This window comes from Catenulispora pinisilvae (assembly GCF_015356865.1).
GTDB lineage: Bacteria > Actinomycetota > Actinomycetes > Streptomycetales > Catenulisporaceae > Catenulispora > Catenulispora pinisilvae.
In genome coordinates this window covers 1-19474 of the sequence record NZ_JAAFZA010000199.1, presented here as the reverse complement: position 1 = coordinate 19474, position 19474 = coordinate 1, and the positions used below count along the sequence as shown (strand labels likewise).

The window sequence follows — 19474 nt, the reverse complement described above, 5'->3', positions numbered from 1 at the left end:
TGGGCGGCCAGGCGGCCGGCGCGGGTGCGGCCGGTGAAGACGAAGGAGGCGCCGAACCCGATGACCAGTACCGCGAGGGCCGCGTAGGGGGCGTAGATGGTGGGGGCCGCGACCTTGTAGATCGAGCCGAAGACGGCGCCGCCGGTGACCGCGAGTCCGAGCAGGCAGGCGCCGGCCTTGCGCCACAGCGGCGTGTCGATCACCGGCGACAGGACCGCCAGTGACAGCAGCGCGTAGGTGACGGCCAGGCCGAACGCGCCGAAGGCCGACAGCCAGGAGTACATCGCGAAGTAGTGCGGCAGCCCTGGCGCGGCGAACAGGCCCGACCAGGCGGCGGTGAGCACGATCCAGACCGCGTAGACGACGACCACGACCGCGTTGCCCGCGCTCGGCGTGCCGCGCCGGGCCGAGACCCGGGCCAGCGCCTTGGGCATCCGATGGTCGCGGGCCATCGCGAACACGCCGCGCGCCCCGGACACCGACACCCCGATGTAGACGGCCGTCATGTCCAGCAGCACGATCAGCTCCACCAGCCGACGCACCGCCACGGCCCCCATACCGCCGGCCGAATGCGGCCCGGCGAGCACGGTCACCAGCCCGGCCGCCGGAGCCGGCGCGTTCCCGTTGGCCTGCCCGATGGCGTTCAGATCGAAGTGGAAGCCGACCACCTGCGCGTAACTGCCCAACAGGTAGAACCCGAACGCGGCGAGGATCGCGAACAGCACGGCCCGCGGCACGTCCCGTTTCGGATGCTCACTCTCCTCGGCGACATTGGCCGCCGCCTCGAACCCGGTGAACAGCAGCACCCCGTAGAGCACGCCGAACAGCACACCGCTCCAGTGCGTCGGGGAGCTGGACGGCTTGAACGCCTTGAAACTGTTGGCCGAACCGGCCTTGATGATGATGTAGAGGAAGAACACTGTCATCACCGCCAGCGAGAGCATCGCCAACACGAACTGTGCCCGCGTGGACAGCTGCACGCCTAGGTGCAGCACCACCGCGAGCAGCATCAGCAGCAGCACGTTCCAGCCCCAGCCCGGCAGCACGGAGTGCCCGAACTCGGCCAGTAGCAGGTCGTGGATCGTGCCGCCGAGCAGCACCGCGATCCCGGCGCCGAGGATGATGATCCCGGCGTAGTAGACCCACCCGGCCGCGACCCCGATGCGCTCGCCGAGCCCTTCGGCGATGTAGTCGTACAGCGAGCCCGCCGACTGGATCCGCTTGGTGAACTGCACGACCGTCCAGCCCAGCCCGAGCATCCCGACCGCGGCGATCACCACCGCCAGCGGAGCGGCGCCGCCGGCCCCCTTGCCGGAGGCCGTGATGATCCCGGCGACCAGCGGGACGATCGCCGCCACCGAGAACACCGGCCCCATGAAGCCGACCGACTGCGCGACGACGTCGAGCAGGCCGAGCTTGCGGCCGTTGCCGAGCTGTTCGTATCCGGAACGTGGTTGCTGTGTGGTCACTGCTGCTCCTCTGGCCGGGGACAAGTGAGGGGGAGTGAGGGGGAGTGAGGGGGGACAAGTGAGCACAGTGTGAGCGGGGTCCGCGACGGGTTACTTGTCCAGGAGCGCTCAGGAGTTGTCGGGGAGCGACAAGGGTCCGGCGTTCGCCCGGCGACAACGGGTGTGCGTTGCCGGACAAGCGCCCGGCGCGCGGCTTGACCAGACTCGGTTCCATGACCGACAAGCACGTGTTCCTCGTGACCGGCGCCGGAAGCGGCATCGGCGCGGCGACCGCCCGCCGGCTGGCCGCCGCCGGGCATCGGGTCGTCGTCGCCGGACGCCGCCGGGAGCCGCTGGCCGCGATCGCCACCGGGACCGGGGCGCTGGCCGTGGCCGGTGACCTGGCTGAGACCGCAGGAGCGGACGCCCTCGTGGCGGCGGCGCTCAACGCATACGGCCGGATCGACGGACTGGTGCTCAACGCGGGCATGATGATCCCCGGCGCGCTCGGCGAGACCTCCGGCGACGACTGGGACACGGTGATACGCGTCAATCTGACCGGCCCGGCGCTGCTGGCCAAGGCGGCACTGCCCGCGCTGCTCGCCGCACGCGGCGCGCTCGTCGCCGTGTCCTCGGTGGCCGGGCTGCGGGCCCCGACCGGCGCCAGCGCCTATGCGGTCTCCAAGGCCGGTCTGATCATGCTGACGCAAACCCTCGCCGCGGACTACGGTTCGGCGGGCCTGCGAGCCAACGCGATATGCCCCGGTTGGGTCCGCACCGAGATGGCCGATCGCGAGATGGACGACTTCGCCGGTCAGGTAGGCCGACACGAGGTGGCCGCGCGCGCCGCCGCCTACGAACAAGTCACGCGCCTGGTGCCGCAGCGCCGCGCCGCCGACGCGAGAGAAGTGGCCGAAGCCGTGGCCTGGCTGCTGTCCCCGGCCGCCTCCTACGTCAACGGCGCCGTGCTGCCGGTGGACGGCGGCGCGACCGTCGTCGACGTCGGCACCAGCGCCTACGGATTCCACATCGAGCCGCGCGGCTGAGCAACGGAGAGCCCTGATGCCCCACCCCCTGGGAACGCGGCCTGGCAAGGTCATCGCGGTCCACCTCAACTACCGCGGCCGGGCCGCCGAGCGCGGCCGGAACCCGGATCAGCCCTCGTACTTCCTCAAGCCCGCCACCTCGCTGGCCGGGACCGGCGACCCGCTCGTCCGGCCGCGCGGCTGCGAGCTGATGGGCTTCGAAGGCGAGATCGCGCTGGTGATCGGCGAGCGCGCGTACCAAGTCCCACCGCAGCGGGCCTGGGAACACGTCGCGTGGGTCACCGCCGCGAACGACGCCGGGGTCTACGACCTGCGCTACGCCGACCGCGGCTCGAACCTGCGTTCCAAAGGCTCCGACGGCTTCACCCCGATCGGCCCTCGGCTGCTCGACGCGCGCACCATAGAACCCGACGCCCTCCGCCTGCGGACCTGGGTCAACGGCGAACTCGTCCAGGACGACACCAGCGACACGCTCCTGTTCGACTTCGCCCGCCTGATCGCCGACCTGTCGCGGACCATCACCCTGGAACCCGGTGACGTCATCCTCACCGGCACCCCCTCCGGCGCGAGCGTCGTCGAACCCGCAGACCTGGTCGAGATCGAGGTGACCGGCGGCGCCCAAAGCACCGGCAAGCTGACCAACACCGTCGTCGAAGCGGATTCCGCACTGGCCGGATACGGCGCGATGCCGCGGGTGCTCGCCGAGGACAAGGCGGCCGCGTTCGGCGCTGCCGTCGCACCGACCCTGACGGCCGGGCGCCGCGCCGCCCTGACCGAGATCTCCGTGGCCACGCTCGCCTCCCAGCTGCGCAAACGCGGCTTCAACGGCTTCTTCGTCGACGGGGTGCGGCCGACACGTCCGGAGCTGAAGATGGTCGGGACTGCTCGAACCCTGCGTTACCTGCCGCTCCGCGAAGACCTGTTCGCCCGCTACGGCGGCGGCATGAACGCCCAGAAGCGTGCCATCGAGTCGGTACTGCCCGGTGAAGTGCTGGTGATGGACGCGCGCAGAGAGGCTGACGCCGGCACCCTCGGCGACATCCTGGCCTTACGAGCGCTCAAACGGGGAGCAGCGGGCATCGTCACCGACGGCGGTCTGCGGGACAGCGCCGCGGTGTCAGGGCTCGACCTTCCCGTCTACTCCTCGTCCGTCCACGTCGCGGTCCTGGGACGCAAACACGTGCCCTGGGATACCGACGTCCCGATCGCCTGCGGCAACACCCTCGTGCAGCCCGGCGACGTACTGGTCGGGGACGCGGACGGCGTACTGGTTCTGCCGCCGCACCTGCTGGACGAGCTCATCACCGACGCTCAGGAGCAGGAACTCCAAGAGGCGTTCATCACCGAGCAGGTGGCCGCCGGGGCCTCGGTCGCCGGTCTGTACCCCCTCGGCCCGGACTGGCAGCCGGCCTACCGGACCTGGCTTGACCAGCGCATCGACAACGGGTTTGACCAGCGCATCGACAACCGGATGGAGAGCCAGGCATGAAGTTCCGCTCCGACCCCCGGCAGATCCGCGGCTCCCTGGCCCCGGTCGTCACACCGTTCACCGACGACGGCGCCCTGGACCCCGACGGACTACGGACCCTGATCCGCTGGCAGCTGGCCTCCGGCTCGCACGGCATCTCCATCGGCGGCTCCACCGGAGAGCCCGGAGCGCAGAGCACCGAGGAACGCATCGAGGCCATGCGGATAGCGGCCGAGACCATCGCCGATCAGGTGCCCTTCCTGCCGGGCACCGGCTCGGCGAAGCTCGCCGAAACCCTCGAACTCACCTCGGCCGCCCGCGATCTCGGGGCGGACGCGGCGCTGATCATCACGCCCTACTACGCCCGCCCGACGCAGGAGGCGCTGTACCGCTGGTACGCCACGGTCGCCAGCGAGCTCCCGGATCTGCCCCTGATCGTCTACAACGTCCCCTCCCGCACCGCGGTCGAGATCGAGCCGGCCACCGTGGCCCGGCTGTTCCGCGACTTCGACAACATCGTCGGGATCAAGGAGACGACCAAGGACTTCGAACACTTCTCCCGGACCTACCACGCCTGCGGTCCCGAACTGCTGATGTGGTCAGGGATTGAGCTCCTGTGTCTACCTCTACTCGCCCTCGGAGGCGCCGGGTTCGTCTCCGCCCTGGCCAACATCGCTCCGGCCGCGGTGGCCCGGATGTACGAACTCTGGGCAGCCGGCGACCAGGACGGCGCGCGCGACCTGCACTACCGGCTGCACCCGCTGGTCGACCTGCTGTTCGTGGAGACCAACCCGGCCCCGGCCAAGTGGGTGCTCAAGGACGCCGGGCTCCTCGGCTCCGCCCACGTGCGACCCCCGCTCATCGAACCCACCGAGACCGGCCTGGCCAAGATCAAGGCCCTGCGCACCGCCGGTGCCGACCTGCTCGACTTCCCCGCGTAGAGGACCATCCATGACTTCCATCCCCGCGGACCTGCCCAAGACGATCCGCCACTGGATCGGCGGCGAGCAGGTCGATTCCGCCGACGGCCGCACCTTCGCCAACGCCGACCCGGCGAGCAACCTCGGGTACTGCGACGTCGCCTCCGGCGGCGCGGCCGATGTCGCCTCAGCCGTCACCGCCGCGCGCGCCGCGTTCGAGATCGGCCCCTGGCCGCGCCTGAGCCCGCGCGAACGAGGCCGGGTCCTGCACCGGATCGCCGAGGCCATCGAGGCCCGCGAGGACCGGCTCGCCACCTGGGAATCCTTCGACACCGGGCTGCCCATCACGCAGGCCCGCGGCCAGGCCCGGCGCGCCGCCGAGAACTTCCGGTACTTCGCCGACCTCGTCAACGCGCTGCACGAGGACGCCTTCCGCACCGCCGCGCAGATCGGCTACGTCGTGCGCAAACCGATCGGCGTGGCCGGGCTCATCACCCCCTGGAACACGCCGTTCATGCTGGAGAGCTGGAAGCTGGCCCCGGCGATCGCCTCCGGCTGCACCGTCGTGCTCAAACCGGCCGAGTTCACCCCGCTGTCCGCGTCGTTGTGGCCGGAGATCGCCGAGGCGGCCGGGCTTCCGGCCGGTGTGCTGAACATCGTGCACGGCATCGGTGAGGAGGCCGGCGCCGCACTGGTCGAACACCCCGACGTGCCGCTGATCTCCTTCACCGGCGAGACCACCACCGGGCAGACCATCATGCGCGCCGCCGCGACCGGTCTCAAAGGCCTGTCGATGGAGCTCGGCGGCAAGTCCCCGTGCGTCGTCTTCGCCGATGCCGACCTGGACGCCGCCGTGGACGGCGCGCTGTTCGGAGTCTTCTCCCTCAACGGCGAGCGCTGTACCGCCGGCTCGCGGGTCATCGTCGAGGCGTCGATCTACGAGGAGTTCGTCGCCCGCTACGCGGCCCGCGCCGCACGGATCCGGGTCGGACCCCCGCAGGATCCTGACACCGAGATCGGTGCCCTGGTCCATCCCGAACACTATGCGCGCGTCCTGGGCTACGTCGCCTCCGGCATCGCCGAAGGCGCACGCCTGGTCGCCGGCGGCGCGCGCCCCGATGCCCTCCCGGACGGCAACTACCTGGCCGCCACGGTCTTCGCCGACGTGACCCCGGCGATGCGTATCTGGCGCGAGGAGATCTTCGGGCCGGTCGTGGCCATCGCCCCCTTCGCCGACGAGACCGAGGCGATCCGGCTGGCCAACGACACCCGCTACGGCCTGGCCGGCTACGTCTGGACCTCGAACCTCAAGCGCGGCCACCGGGTCGCCCAGGCGATCGACGCCGGGATGGTGTGGCTGAACTCGCACAACGTGCGGGACCTGCGGACCCCGTTCGGTGGCGTGAAGGCCTCCGGGCTCGGCCAGGAGGGCGGCGCGCACAGCATCGACTTCTACACCGACTCGCAGATCGTCTCGGTCGCGCTCGGTGACACCCACGTCCCGCGCTTCGGTGCCGTCGTCGATGCCGACGAGGAGGGCTGACATCCATGACCGAAACCCAGCTGACCGAAACCCCGCCGCCGCCGGACGTCGTGCGCTCCGCGTATGCCCAACTGGCCGTGACCGATCTGGACGCGGCCCGCTGGTTCTGGGTCGAGATGCTCGGCTTCCATGTGCAGTGTCAGACCAAGGACAGCCTGTACCTGCGCGGCACCGACGAGCTCACGCACCACTCGCTGGTGCTGCGTCGCGGCGATATCGCGGCCCTGGACCACATCGCCTACCGGGTCCGGACCCCGCACGACGTCGATCGGGCTGAGAGCTATTTCAGGGCCCTGGGATGCCAGGCGCGCCGGATCCCCGGCGGTCGCGGGACGCACGGGATCGGCGATGCGGTGCGGGTGGTGGACCCGCTCGGGTTCCCGGTCGAGTTCTTCTACGAGATCGAACACGCCGAGCGGCTGATCCAGCGTTACGACCTGCGGCGCGGCGCGGAAATCGCCCGGCTGGACCACTTCAACATCTGTACCCCCGACATCCCCGCCGCCTATAGGCATTACCAGGGCCTGGGATTCGGCTGTTCGGAGACCATCGAGGGTGACGAGCACGAGCTGTACGCGGCCTGGATGTACCGCAAGCAGACCGTCCACGACGTCGCCTTCACCGGCGGCGCCGGACCCCGGCTGCACCACCTGGGCCTGGCCACCCACGAATCGCACCAGGTGCTGCGCACCGCCGACCTGTTCGGCGCGGTCCACGCCGAGCACCACATCGAGCGCGGACCCGGCCGGCACGGCGTCTCCAACGCCTTCTACGTCTATCTGCGCGACCCCGACGGGCATCGGGTGGAGATCTACACGTCTGACTACTACACCGGCGACCCGGACCACGAGACGTACCGCTGGAACATCCACGACGACCGGCGCCGGGACTTCTGGGGCAACGCGGTCATCGAGTCCTGGTACCGGGACGCCTCCCCGGTCCTGGATCTCGACGGGATTCCGCGGCCCATCACCGACACCGTCCTCGACGAGTCCGCCGACGCCACTCGGGTCGGTGCGGATGGGCTCGGCTGACCCCCTCTCCCTATTACTGAGGAAACGAGCACACGATGACCACCTACGAGCAGGACTACGTCGCTTCCGATCTGTGGCCCACGCTGAACGTCCTCGACAACAGCGGGTTCGCCGCCTACAACATCCCCGAGATCCCGGTCCTGGACGGCCGGACCCTCACCCTGCGCCTGGATTCCGCCGGCGAGGTCTCGGTGCGGTTCGTCGGTGGGGGACAGGTGGAGCTTCGGGAGGGCTCGGCCACGAGCGTCCACCACGCCTCGGTGAAGGAAGTCGACCCGGGCCTGTTCCTCGTGCACTTCGTTCGGGCCGATGACGAGAAGCGTGCTGTGGTTCTGGTGCTGGACCTCAGTGCCGGTGTCGCGACCGTCGTGCGCAGTTCCATCGTCACCGGCTCGGCCAAGGGCGGGCTCTTCGCCGCCGAGGAGGTGGTCGGAGGCGTCATCAACGGCGCCGCCGAGCTCGCCGAACGGCATCAGCGCACCGCCGAGCTCGTCGGCCGCCGAGTCCAGTACGTATACGGGCCCGACAACGCGTACGAACACATCTATCTGCACGAGAACGCGTACGCCTGGCACTGCCTGGCCGGCGCCGAGAAGGGCCTGGCCGACGTCGACCGGGCCCGCGTATGGAAGATCCGCGAGGACATCTACTTGCTCACCTGGCAGGAGAAGGTCGTACCCTGCGACGGCATCGTCATCCTCAACTTCCGCACCAACCAGTCCACCGGCCGGATCTGGGGCTACGACACCGACGCCGGCACCACCAACGCCATCGCCATGGGCGCCCGCGCCATCATGCTGAACCACACCGCTCACGACCCCGCCACGTGGACGGCCTGAACCGTGGACCTGCGACTGGCCGACCGGGTGGTGGTCGTCACCGGCGGCGCCTCGGGCATCGGCGCGGCCTGCGTCGAGGCGTTCCGCGGCGAGGGGGCACGCGTCGCGGTCGTGGACCGCGAGCCGTCCGCGCCGTGGCCGGTCGACGTCACCGACGAAGCTCAGGTGGCGACGGCGCTCGACGCCATCGCCGCTATCTACGGCAGCATCGACATCCTCGTGTGCTGCGCCGGGATCTCCGGCCCGGTGGGTACACACGCGTCCGAAATCGCAGCGCGGGACTGGGATTCGGTGATGGCAGTGAACGCCGGGGGCGCCTTCTTGGGCGCCAAGCATGCCGTGCCGCATCTGCGTCGGGCCGAGGCGCCGAGCATCGTGCTGCTCGCCTCCGACTCCTCGCTGCTGGCCTCCGAGGGCATGGCGCCGTACTGCGCTTCCAAAGGCGCTGTGCTGATGCTGGGAAAGGCGTTGGCCACCGACCTCGCTCCGGACGGGATCCGGGTCAACTGCGTGTGCCCCTCGATCGTGGACACCCCGATGTCGCGCGCCGACATGGGACGCGAGGACGGCTTCGACGGCGTGGGCTACCCGGTGCAGACCGCCGCCGAGGTCGCCGCGCTCGTGGTGTTCCTGGCCTCGCCGGTGGCCCGACCGGTCAACGGCACGCACCTGCTGTCGGACTTCGGCATGGCGGCCAAGTCGGGATTCCCCATGGACTGACGTGCTTCCCGGCGGGCAGGTTTGCTCGCAGTGGCGCGAAGAAGGCCTCAGGCCGGGGAACGCCACCGGCGCCGGACGGCGGGTGGGTGACCCGCCGGCCGACGCCGGGACGTATTCGCATCGCTCGGTGTCGCTGTCGGTATCGCTCAGGAACCCGAACCCGCCATGGCGGTGCCCAGGGTGTTCAGCGCCTTCTGAACCATGGCCTGGGCCGTGGAGTTCAGGTTGGAGTTGGTGCCGTTGACGACCCAGTCCTTGCCGGAGAACATCACCACGGTCACGCCGTTGTCCACGCCGCCGGTGGTGCCGCTGCTGGGTATGCCGAGCAGCTGCGCCGCCTTGGTGGACGCCTCGCCCAGTTCGCGGGAGTCGTTGTCCGAGGTGCTCTGGTTGTTCGCGGTCTGGGTGTCGCCGAAGATCGAGCCGATGACCTTGCCCTTGTAGAAGATCAGCGCGAACTCACGGCCGGACATGCCGTGTTCCTTGTAGAAGAAGTGCGGGCAGGGAGTCTTGCGGTCCCAGCAGTCGTCGCCCAGCACGAAGAACGGCACGTGGTGCGCGGCCAGCTGCTTGCCGTTGCTGTCCTGGAACGTGGTGTCGCCCTGGTGGTCGGGGTCGGGATCCGGGTCGCTGCCGTCGTCGTCGATGGCCATGCTCGACGTGTACGTGAACACGCCCTTGGTGGGCTGGTACACGTTCACGTTCATGGCCCGGGTCATGGTGTTGATGTGCGGCTTGGTGTTGACCTTGGTGGCGGTCGTCGAGTTCTTCTTGATGTCCGCCAGCACCTGTGCGGCGGTGTAGTCGGTGCCCGAGGCGGCGACCGCGTTCGCCGTGAGCGGGTGGTGGGCCGGAGCGGCGTGGGCGCTCGCTGAGGCGAACTGGGTGCCGAGTGCGAAGGCTGCGGCGGCTGCCACAGCGAAGCCGGTACGGATCGATGACATGGGTGTGGGGCCTTCCGTCGATCGTCAGTAAACTTTCTTAACGAGAATCGAAGCACCCTTGTCGCGGTTGCGCAATCATCTCCTCAAGATCATCTTTAAGGAATTTTCACGCGCCACGAGCGAGCGCCGCCCGGGGCGGGGATCCCGCCTCGGGCGGCGCTCGTTCCTTCCGCCGTGCCAAGTGCTGGTCAGGATCCTGCGAAGGACCATTCACTCGCGGTCCCGGCCGGACCGCTCTGCACGACTATCGCCCCGTTGCCGCTCCCGGAGACCGTGGCGACCAGGCCGCTGGTCTGGTTCTGCAACCGGTAGTAGCCGTCTCCGGCCGGGACCAGCTGCCAGTGCTCGTTGCCGACGCCGATGTCGGTCCACTGCTCCAGTTGGTTGCCCGAGGCCGTGGATCCGTAGGTGTCGTCGAGCACCTTGCCGCTGTTGGGGCTGACCAGTTCGACGTAGCCGCCGCCGACCGATCGCACCGTCCAGCGCTCCCACGGGTCGCCGAAGTCGGCCCACTGGTCGACCTTCGTGCCGTCGGCGGTGCTGCCGCCGGGCACCTCCAGGTCCAGGCCGCTGCCCCGGTTGACCAGGGCGTAGGTGTGATTCGGGGCCGGGGCTGCAACCAGCTTCCACGTCTGCTCGGGCGTGCCGAGGTCGGTCCACTGGATGACCGGCGTGCCGTCCGCGGTGCCCGCCGCGGCGGCCGCGGCCACCAGGGAGCTGGATCTGTTGATCAGCTTGACGGTTCCGTCGGGGTTCTGCTGCGCCTGCCACTGCTGGTTCGCGCCGCCGTTGTCAGTGGCCTGATCCAGGACCGTCCCGGCGCCGGCGGAGGAACCGGGGTCCGCCAGCAGGCTGAAGTCGTTGTGGTTGACGACCTTGACGTAGCCGCTGCCGTCGCCGACCAGTGCCCACTGCTCCCAGGCCGCTCCGGTGTCAGTCCACTGATCCACGGTGGTGCCGTCGGCCGTGTTGCCGCCGGGCACCTCCAGCACCTTGCCGCTGTTGGCGTTGCCGACGCCGCTCCAGAGCTGCCCGTAGTCCTGACCGGTCGGGGTGATCGACAGGTTGTCGAACTGCACGCCCTGATAGCCGCCGGTGCCCAGGCCGATCTGGCCGTGGCTGTAGGCGGAGTCGGTGGCCGAGCCGAGGGTGGTGCCGTCCAGCGCGGCGGTGATGGTCGAGCCCTGCACCGTGAGGGACACGTAGTGCCAGCTTCCGGTGCCCGGCGCCGAGACCGTGCCACCGGCCAGCGTGGTGCGGCCGTTCGCGACGTTGTTCTTCACGATCGACCAGGTGCCGTCGCTGCCGACGATCGCGTAGTAGCCGTCGAGGTCGGCCGGGTGGCCGCCCTGGGCGTCGACGCGGGCGATCAGCTCGGCGCTGCCGGCCTGTTCGAAGTAGACGTCGCTAGCGACCGTGTAGTCGGTCCAGTCCACGTCGCCGAGCAGCGCGTACGGTTCGCTGTCGTCGTTCCACTCGATCGGCTTGGTCCGCGCCATCTGCCGCACGCACATGCCGGAGCGGCCGGCGCACGGCACGGTCTCGAACGCGCCCTGCTGGTCGGCGAGGTAGCGGGCCTCCTCGCCGGTGGCGTACTGATCGAAGTTGTCGCTGTAGGGCAGGGCCATGGTCGCGCGGGCATTGCCCACGGCGGTGCCGTGCCCTTGGCCGGTGGTGGTCGTGATGCTGTATATGCGGCCGGGCTGGAGGGCCAGCGTGTAGGCGCCGCCGCTCGGGGTGATGTCAGAGTCCTGAACCATGTAGTCGCCGGTCGTGAAGTCGCTGGACCACACGTGCACGGTTCCGGTCGACAGGCCGCCGGCCACGGTCATGGTGACGCTCTGCGCGGCCGGGGCGTCCAGCGTCTCGAAGACGGTCGAGTAGTCGCTGCCGTTCGGCGCGGCCAGGGTCACGTAGCTGCCGCTGTGCGGGTCGCCGTTGTCGCCGCTCCCGCTCAGGTAGCCCGAGGCGCTGTCGATGTAGTGCCATCCCGGCGCGGTGAACTGCGTGGTCTGGGCGGTCGCCCACAACGCCGATCCCAGTTGGTAGGACCCGGCCCACGGCTGGTTCGCCAGCATCAGCCCGGTCTGGGACCAGGTCTGGTCCGGGTAGATCGAGGCGACCGGCGGCCAGTTGATGTACGCCGTCATCTTCCCGTCGATGTAGTCCCGGTTGATCGCCCGCGCCACGGCCGGTCCGGCGTTCAAGTCCTCCGAGCCGTTCTCGCTGGCCCACAGGTTCTGCTTCAGGCTCTGCGCGGCCGCGGGGCTCGGACACGAGGTGTAGTCCGACAGGTAGCCGCACGGGTAGTGCATGCCGACCGTGGCGACGGCGGCGGAGAAGGCGGGGTCGGACGCCAGGTCGTTCGCGATGTCCCAGTCGAAGCTGTCGGCGGCCACGATCTTCGTGCTCAGGCCGGCTTCGACCAGCGCGGCATGGAAGTTCTCGTACCAGGTCTTGCTGTAGTCGCGCTCGTTCCAGCCGCCGATGCTGTCGATGGTGAATCCGTGGTCTGATTTGGCGTGCTCGATCCAGTCGACGTAATAGTTGATCATGTCCGTCGACCAGAAGTACGGCTGCCCGGGGTTGGGGTTGGCCGGGTCGTCGACCCCGATCCAGCCGGGGGCTCCCAGGCCAGCGCGACGAACTTGATGTCGGGGTTGCGGGCCTTGGCCTGTCCCATCAGCCACCACTCGTAGCCGCGGTTGTAGTCGGCGTCGTTCGGCGTGTGCTGGGCGCTGGGCTCGGCGCCGTCGGTGGAGTTGGTGTCGCCGCCGACCTCGACCTTCAGGATCTGTAGGTCCGCGCCGTAGCCCGGTTTGAACAGGTAGTCCAGGATCTGCGAACGCTGCGGTTCGGGGTAGTCGAACAGGAGCCGCGAGTTGGCGCCGGCGCTGAGCGCACCGACGCCGTCGAAGGTGCGGCCGCTGTGCGTGCCGTCGACGGTGATCGAGGTGACGTCCGCGTGGGCGGGGGCGGCGAACGTGCCGCCGGACAGGAAGCCGGCGGCCAGGAGTACTGCGCATCCGGCGGCGAGCAGCCGGAGCCGATGTCGGATCATGGCGGCCTCTCTCGGGGCAATAGCAAGTCCCGGGCAATAGCAAGTCTCGGGCGATGGCAAGACGGCTTGGCCGGTGTGCCCGGTCGGGGCCTTTCCGGTGCGCCGGAACAGACGACCCCTATAGCAATAGGCTGACCTCGCATCGTCATCATCGTTCAGCGCCCGCCGCAGGCAAAGGGGTTCCATGCGCATCCGTCGCTCGGTCATCTGGGCCGTCGCCGCCGCAATCGGAGCCGCGACCGCCGGCGTGGTCGCCACGATGGCCGGCGCCGCGCCCGGCAAACCCGCCGCGAGCGAGGTCAGCTACGTGATCCCGACCGTCTCGACGGCGGCCGCCAACCTCGCCGACGGGCTTTCGCTGGCCGTGAACGTGGGCGGCGGGCCGACCCGGGACGTTGAGGTTGACACCGGTTCGCTCGGGTTCGTCATAGCCCGCGGCGCCCTCGGTTCCGGCGCGGTGGACACCGGCAAGGCCGGCTTCATCGAGTACACCAGCAGCGGGGAGATCCTTTCCGGGGAGTACTTCCTGGCGACCGTCAGCTTCCAACGTCCGCAGGGCGCCGTGGCCACCGTCCCGATCCGGGTTCTGGGGGTGACCGCCAGCAGCTGCGCGAGCGGCTACCCCGACTGCACGCCGGACAGCGACATCAGCAAGGTCGGCATGCTCGGCGTCGGATACAGCGAGTACGCCAAGACCGACAGCCCCGGCCCCACCTCCGCGGACAACGCGTTCCTCCAGCTCGCGGCGATGCACAACGGCCAGGCGCAGCCCGGCTACATCGTCACCCGCAGCGGCGTCACCCTCGGTCTGACCGCGCAGCAGATCGCCTCGTTCCACACCGTGCACCTGGCGTCGGCACCGCCGCCGAGCGGCACGGGCTCCGACATAGAGTCGATGCCCGGCTGCTTCGCCTTCCCGGACCACGGCGATGCTTCACACTGCGGCTCGATCCTGTTCGACACGGGGATCAGCCGGATGATCGTCGGCCTTCCGACCGCCGACCGGCCGGCGGCGATCGCCACGGCCATTCCCAACGGCACCCGGATCAAGGTCGGCACCCCGAACCTGACCGGCCCGGAGTTCGGCTACACCACTACCGTCGGCGACCCCGGCGATCCCATCGCGCCGCTGGGGAATCCGGCCGCGTCGTGGGCGCACGACACCGCGTTCGTCAACACGGGCCGTGAACTGCTTGCCGCGTATGACTATCTCTACGACGCGGTCGGCCGGCAATCCGGCTTCAGAAGCGATCCCAACTAGGGGATAATCCATATCCAGTCGCCGGTACCCGCGCGACGGGAGGGCCAGCCGTGCGTTTCGCCATACTGGGGCCGACGACGGTCGACGACGGGGTCGGGGTGACCGAGCTGCCGTCGGGCATCCCCGAGGCGGTGCTGGTCGTGTTGTTGCTGAGCAGCCCGCGCACGGTCCAGCTGGACGCCCTGGTCGACGCGGTGTGGGCCGACCGGCCACCGGCGGCGGCCGTCGATTCGCTGCGCAACCATCTGAGCCGCCTGCGCCGGTTCCTGGGGCCGGTGACCGCCGAGCGGCTGACCACCCGGCCGTCCGGCTACCTGATCGATCTGGACGGGGCCTCCTTCGACGTCGCCGAGTTCGTGGCGCTGTCGCGGCAGGGGCGACGATCGGCGGCCGAAGGCGCGTGGGCCGAGGCGTCGGCGTCGTTGACCGCCGCGCAGGTGCTGTGGCGGGGCGAGCCGCTGGCCGGCCGGTCCGTCGGCCTGGACCTCACCAGCCGCCTGCACGGGTTGCGGGAGGAGCGGCTGCTGGTGCAGACGGTCCGCATCGAGGCGGATCTGTATCTGGGACGGCATCAGGACCTGCTCGGCGAGCTGTCGGACCTGACGGCGACCCAACCGCTGCACGAACCGGCCTGGCGGCAGCTGAGCCTGGCGCTGTATCGGGCCGGGCGGCAAGCTGACGCGTTGGAGGCACTGCTGCGGTCGCGGAGCCTGCTGGACGAGCAGTTGGGTCTGGATCCCTCGCCTGAGCTGCGCGAGCTGTATCAGCGGATCCTGAATCAGGATCCTGCGCTGGATGCGGAATTCGGCCAGGGCCCGGTCGGGATCGCGGCGCTGGCGCCGGTGTCGGGCGTCGCGGATCCGGTGTCGGGTCCGGCAGATCCGGTGCCGCAGCCGGCCGCTAAGGCCGAGCCATCACCGATGGCCGAGCCGCAGCCGATGGCCGAGCCGGGCACCGGAGCGGTCGGCGTCGCCCAACTGCCCGCCCTCATCAGCGATTTCACCGGCCGCGACGAGCAGATCCGGTTCCTCTACGACGCGATCGCGGCCCGCTCCGGCCGAGCCGGTCAGGTCCCGGTCGCGGTGATCACCGGCGGGGGAGGGCTGGGCAAGACGTCACTGGCCGTCGCCGCGGCGCATCACATCTCTGGCCTGTTCCCCGACGGGAGCCTGTTCGTCGACCTGCACGGCATGGACGCCACGACGAAAGACCCCGCCGAGGTGCTGGGACAGTGGCTGGTCGACCTGGGGACACCCGCGGAGTCGGTGCCGGTGGACGCCGAGGCCCGGCAGGCGCGATTCAGGAGTCTGACGCACGCCAAGCGGCTGCTGGTCGTCGTCGACAACGCCCGCAGCGCCGCGCAGGTGTTGCCGTTGCTGCCGGCCGCATCCGGCAGTGCCGTCCTGGTCACCAGCCGATCCCGGCTGGCCGACCTGCCGGCCGCGGCCCGGCTGGACCTGAGGCCGTTGTCCGGGGCGGAAGCGCTGAGCATGTTGGAGGAGTTGGTCGGCGCGGAGCGTTTGGACGCCGAGCCGGAGGCTACCGAGGACATCCTGCGGGTGTGCGCCGGTCTACCGCTCGCCTTGCGCATCGTCGGCGCCCGGCTCCAGGTCCGCAGCTCCTGGCCGGTGCACACGCTGGCGACCCGGCTGGACGACGAACGGCGCCGCCTGGACGAGCTGAGCATCGGCGATCTGGCCGCCCGGGCCAGTTTCGAGGTCGGCTTCCGGAGCCTGCCGCCCGGCCCGCGTCCGGAATCGGCGCCGACGACGGTGTTCACGCTGCTCGGTCTGGTGACCGGACCGGACATCACGGTGGACGCGGTCGCCGCCTTGGCGGGCATCTCGATCGCGGATGCCGAGGCCGCCCTGGACGTCCTCATGGACGCGCACCTCGTGGACAGCGCGAGCCCCGGCCGCTACCACCTGCACGACCTGTTGCGGGACTTCGCCCGCGAACTCGCCACGCCGACAGACGGGGAGGGGGAGGACTCCGAACGCGTGTCGACGCGCTCGGCGGCGCTCACCCGGCTGCTCAACTGGTACTGCCACACCGCCTCGGCGGCCGCCGACCAGTTGGCGACCCGGACCACGGACTGGGGCCTGTTGGCCAGGGTTCCGGTGACCGCCGTGATCCCGGACTTCGTCGACCGCGAGGCGGCCTGGTCCTGGTTCGGCGCGGAGTCGGCCAATCTCCAGGCCGCCGTGGTCTGCGCCGAGGCGTATCTGCCGGGCTCGCAGGCCTGGGTGCTGGCCTCCCAACTGGTGCTGTTCGCCAGCCAGAGCAGGCGATGGGCGGAGATGGCGGCGACGTTCACGGTCGCGTTGCGCTGTGCCCGGCGCGAAGCGGATCCGCTGGGTCTGGCGCGGATTCTCAGCGTATTGGGTTACGCGCTGGGCCACCTCGAACGCTACGACGAGGCGTTGGAGACCGCTCACCAGGGAGTCGAAGCCGCCGAGCGGGTCGGTGACCTGAAGCTGCTGATAACCGCGTGCAACTGCTACGGATGGCTTCTGCTGAAGGCCGAACGCCCCCGAGAGGCCGTGACGCAGCAAGAGAAGACCGTCGCCGCACTGCGGGAGATCAACGAGCCCGAGCAGATCGCCGCGGGCCTGGCCGATCTCGCCGAGGCGCTGGCCGCCTGCGGCGAGCACCAGGCGGCCGTCGGGTGTCTGCAAGAGGCGCTGCTGCTGGCCCGTAAGGCCGCCGCGGCCTATATCGAGGCGAGCATCTTGAACGCCTTGGGGGCGGCCCACGATGCCAACGGAAGCGACGAGGAAGCGGTGTCCCTGCTGACCGACGCCGCGCGGCTGCGCGGTGCCATCGACGATCGGGCCGGGCAGGGTGAGAGCCTGCTGCGGTTGGCCCGGGTGCTGGCGCGCCTCGGACGCTCGCAGGAAGCGGCGGCGGTCTGGGCCGAGGCGTCCGCGCTGGTCGACGAGCTCGGCGGCGAAGAACTGGCCGAGCTGCGCGCGACCGTTGAGAAGACGGTGATGGCGGCCACCGATCAGGCGGACTGAGTCAGGGTTCATACCTTCGCCGTCCAGTCTTACAGGCCTCTGTGATGTCGGTGTTACGCCGGTGATAGTCGCTGCCGCGATTCTGGGCCCACTGCTCCGCTCGCGTCCGAACCGACATCCAGAGGACGGCCTCGACCATGCCAACACTTCGAAGACTTCATCGACCATCCGTGACCGCCCTGACGCTCCTGCTCGCGGCGGCGACGGCCGGTGCGATCGCTGTGGCCCCCGCCTCAGTCGCCGCTGCGAGCCCGGCGGGCTGGCAGGAGAACCTGGCCCAGGCGCACTCCGACGACGTGAACGCCGCCTGGACCGGCCACGCTCTCGGTATCCGGAACGCCCACGCCACCACAGCGCACAGCTCGGTCGGCTACGCCATGGACACCTTCCCGGCGCATCCCCTGTCCGCCGCGACGAATCAGTTCACTGTCATCGCCGGTGAGCAGCAGCCCTCCGGTACCCGTGTCGAGGTCGATATCAGGGGTCAGGCTGCCAACGGCTCCTGGACCGAGTGGACTCCCGCGGTAGCCGGTGGCGCGACTCGGCTTTCGGCTTCGGCGAACCTGGTGCAGACCCGGGTCACCCTGCGGGCCTCCGCTTCCGGGGCGACCCCGAGCGTCAGCAGTATCGCGGTGACCGCGGACCCGACCCGCACGGCGGCCGTGGCTGCTCCGAACGCCACCACGAACCCGTTGTCCTACAAGGTCTACGCCACCGATGAGGGCTTGGTCGGCGGCACCACCGCGAACGGCCATGTGATCCAGCCGAACGACCACTTCGTGGCGCTGCCGTCCGGTTCGGCGTTGTCGCCGCAGGGTTCGGGGGAGTACTCGGTCCAGGTCTGCGGGCCGGTGCGGTGTGAGACCGCGCCGGTGTGGGACGTCGGCCCGTGGAACATCCACGACAACTACTGGGACAACCCGCGCGCCGAGTTCACCGACCTGCCGCAGGGCGAGCCGGAGGCCCAGGCCGCTTACGACAACGGCTACAACGGCGACAAGTCAGACATCGGGTCCACGGTCGTGAACCCGGCCGGTATCGACCTGGCCGATGGCACCTTCTCCAACATCGGCCTGACCGACAACGGTGATGTCACCGTCACCTACCTGTGGACCAGCGGCGGGACCCCGCCGCCGCCCGCGGCGTACTCGCAGGGCAGCGGCGGCCGGGTCGCCACCGGCGTGCACGCCGACGGCCGGGCCGAGGTGTTCGCGGTGACGCCGTCCGGCGGGATCCAGAACAAGTACGAGACCTCTGCGGGCGGCGCGTGGTCGGGCTGGAACGGCTTCGGTCCTTCCGGTACCGCGGTCGCGGTGGCCGCCGGCCGCCATGCCGATGGCAGGCTGGAGGTCTTCGCCGTCATGAGCGACGGCTCGATGCAGAACCGGTATGAGACGGTCGCCGGTGGTGCCTGGTCCGGCTGGAACTCCTACGCGCCTGCGGGAACCGCCAAGGACGCCGTTGTCGGTGTCCACGCAGACGGACGCTTGGAAGTGTTCGCGGTGACGCCTTCGGGCGGCGTCCAGAACAAGTACGAGAAGGTCGCGGACGGCGCCTGGTCCGGCTGGAACGGCTTCGGCCCCAGCGGCACGGTCGACGCGGTCACGGCGGCGCGGCACTCCGACGGTCGCCTTGAGGTGTTCGCCGTGCTGACGGATGGTTCGATGCAGAACCGGTATGAGACGGTCGCCGATGGCGCCTGGTCCGGCTGGAACTCCTACGCCGCCGCCAGCACGGCCAAGGGCACCGGGTCGCCTGGCGTCGACGCCGCCGGCGCACACGAGGACGGTCGGCTTGAGGTGTTCGCGGTGACGCCTTCGGGTGGCATTGAGAACAGGTACGAGAAGGTCGCGGACGGGGCCTGGTCGGGCTGGAACGGCTTCGGGCCTTCTGGTGTCGCGACTTCCGCGACGGTGGTCCGGCACTCCGACGGTCGATTGGAGGTCTTCGCGGTCATGAGCGACGGCTCGATGCAGAACCGGTACGAGACCGTCGCCGGCGGTGCGTGGTCAGGTTGGAACGGCTTCGCCTCGGCAGGGACTGCTCACGTGTGACCCCAAGCTCGTTGCTTGACTCCATAGCTGCTTGACCCTATGGCTCGACTGCCGATATATATCAGCTGTCGAGCTGTAGGGGCGGGTGGTGGCGGGGTTGGGGTATGCAGACGTTG

13 protein-coding genes and 1 pseudogene are annotated in these 19474 nt (G+C 69.9%); 10 read left to right on the top strand and 4 right to left on the bottom strand.

The genetic code is table 11. The features are described from left to right. Positions 1–1469: APC family permease (locus tag IZR01_RS37145; protein ID WP_194926587.1), on the bottom strand; the 1469-nt coding region annotated here is incomplete at its 3' end. 212 nt (positions 1470–1681) lie between these two features. On the opposite strand from IZR01_RS37145, the gene IZR01_RS37140 reads away from it, so the two are divergent. Genes IZR01_RS37140 through IZR01_RS37110 form a run of 7 tightly spaced genes read left to right on the top strand, consistent with a single transcriptional unit; the run spans position 1682 to position 9018 of the window. Further along, complete coding sequence (locus IZR01_RS37140) at positions 1682–2494, top strand: SDR family NAD(P)-dependent oxidoreductase (protein WP_194926586.1); 813 nt, start codon at positions 1682–1684, stop codon at positions 2492–2494. 16 nt (positions 2495–2510) lie between these two features. Further along, positions 2511–3983 carry a fumarylacetoacetate hydrolase family protein gene (locus IZR01_RS37135; protein WP_194926585.1) on the top strand — a complete coding sequence of 491 codons (1473 nt, stop codon included), beginning with the start codon at positions 2511–2513 and terminating at the stop codon, positions 3981–3983. Then, entirely contained in the window at positions 3980–4903 is a 924-nt protein-coding gene (dapA, locus tag IZR01_RS37130) for a 4-hydroxy-tetrahydrodipicolinate synthase (protein WP_194926584.1), read from the top strand. The genes IZR01_RS37135 and dapA overlap by 4 nt, the downstream gene beginning before the upstream one ends. A gap of 10 nt (positions 4904–4913) precedes the next feature. Next, positions 4914–6425, top strand: coding sequence for a 5-carboxymethyl-2-hydroxymuconate semialdehyde dehydrogenase (gene hpaE / locus IZR01_RS37125; protein ID WP_194926583.1), 1512 nt, complete (start codon positions 4914–4916; stop codon positions 6423–6425). Between the two features lie 5 nt (positions 6426–6430). Beyond that, complete coding sequence (hpaD, locus tag IZR01_RS37120) at positions 6431–7459, top strand: 3,4-dihydroxyphenylacetate 2,3-dioxygenase (protein WP_194926582.1); 1029 nt, start codon at positions 6431–6433, stop codon at positions 7457–7459. 35 nt (positions 7460–7494) lie between these two features. Continuing rightward, positions 7495–8298, top strand: a complete 804-nt coding sequence (locus IZR01_RS37115; protein ID WP_194926581.1) for a MoaF C-terminal domain-containing protein — start codon at positions 7495–7497, stop codon at positions 8296–8298. Between the two features lie 3 nt (positions 8299–8301). Next, on the top strand, positions 8302–9018 hold the full coding sequence (locus tag IZR01_RS37110) for an SDR family NAD(P)-dependent oxidoreductase (RefSeq protein WP_194926580.1): 717 nt from the start codon (positions 8302–8304) through the stop codon (positions 9016–9018). A 146-nt stretch (positions 9019–9164) separates the two neighbouring features. Here the strand turns inward: IZR01_RS37110 and IZR01_RS37105 are convergent, their stop codons facing one another. From IZR01_RS37105 to IZR01_RS51415, 3 genes and pseudogenes are all read right to left on the bottom strand, one after another. Then, positions 9165–9962: a glycoside hydrolase family 75 protein gene (locus IZR01_RS37105; protein ID WP_194926579.1), complete on the bottom strand. Its 798-nt coding sequence runs from the start codon at positions 9960–9962 to the stop codon at positions 9165–9167. 188 nt (positions 9963–10150) lie between these two features. Then, complete coding sequence (locus IZR01_RS51420) at positions 10151–11476, bottom strand: RICIN domain-containing protein (protein WP_369125509.1); 1326 nt, start codon at positions 11474–11476, stop codon at positions 10151–10153. A gap of 549 nt (positions 11477–12025) precedes the next feature. Continuing rightward, a pseudogene (locus IZR01_RS51415) lies at positions 12026–13023 on the bottom strand (glycoside hydrolase family 30 protein); the annotation flags it as partial. Between the two features lie 184 nt (positions 13024–13207). On the opposite strand from IZR01_RS51415, the gene IZR01_RS37090 reads away from it, so the two are divergent. The 3 genes from IZR01_RS37090 to IZR01_RS37080 all read left to right on the top strand — a co-directional run bounded on the left by IZR01_RS37090 (position 13208) and on the right by IZR01_RS37080 (position 19358). Then, positions 13208–14284 carry a hypothetical protein gene (locus IZR01_RS37090; protein WP_194926576.1) on the top strand — a complete coding sequence of 359 codons (1077 nt, stop codon included), beginning with the start codon at positions 13208–13210 and terminating at the stop codon, positions 14282–14284. 50 nt (positions 14285–14334) lie between these two features. Then, positions 14335–17304, top strand: coding sequence for an AfsR/SARP family transcriptional regulator (locus IZR01_RS37085; protein ID WP_194926575.1), 2970 nt, complete (start codon positions 14335–14337; stop codon positions 17302–17304). A 170-nt stretch (positions 17305–17474) separates the two neighbouring features. Continuing rightward, positions 17475–19358, top strand: coding sequence for a PLL family lectin (locus tag IZR01_RS37080; RefSeq protein WP_194926574.1), 1884 nt, complete (start codon positions 17475–17477; stop codon positions 19356–19358). Positions 19359–19474: the final 116 nt, after the last annotated feature.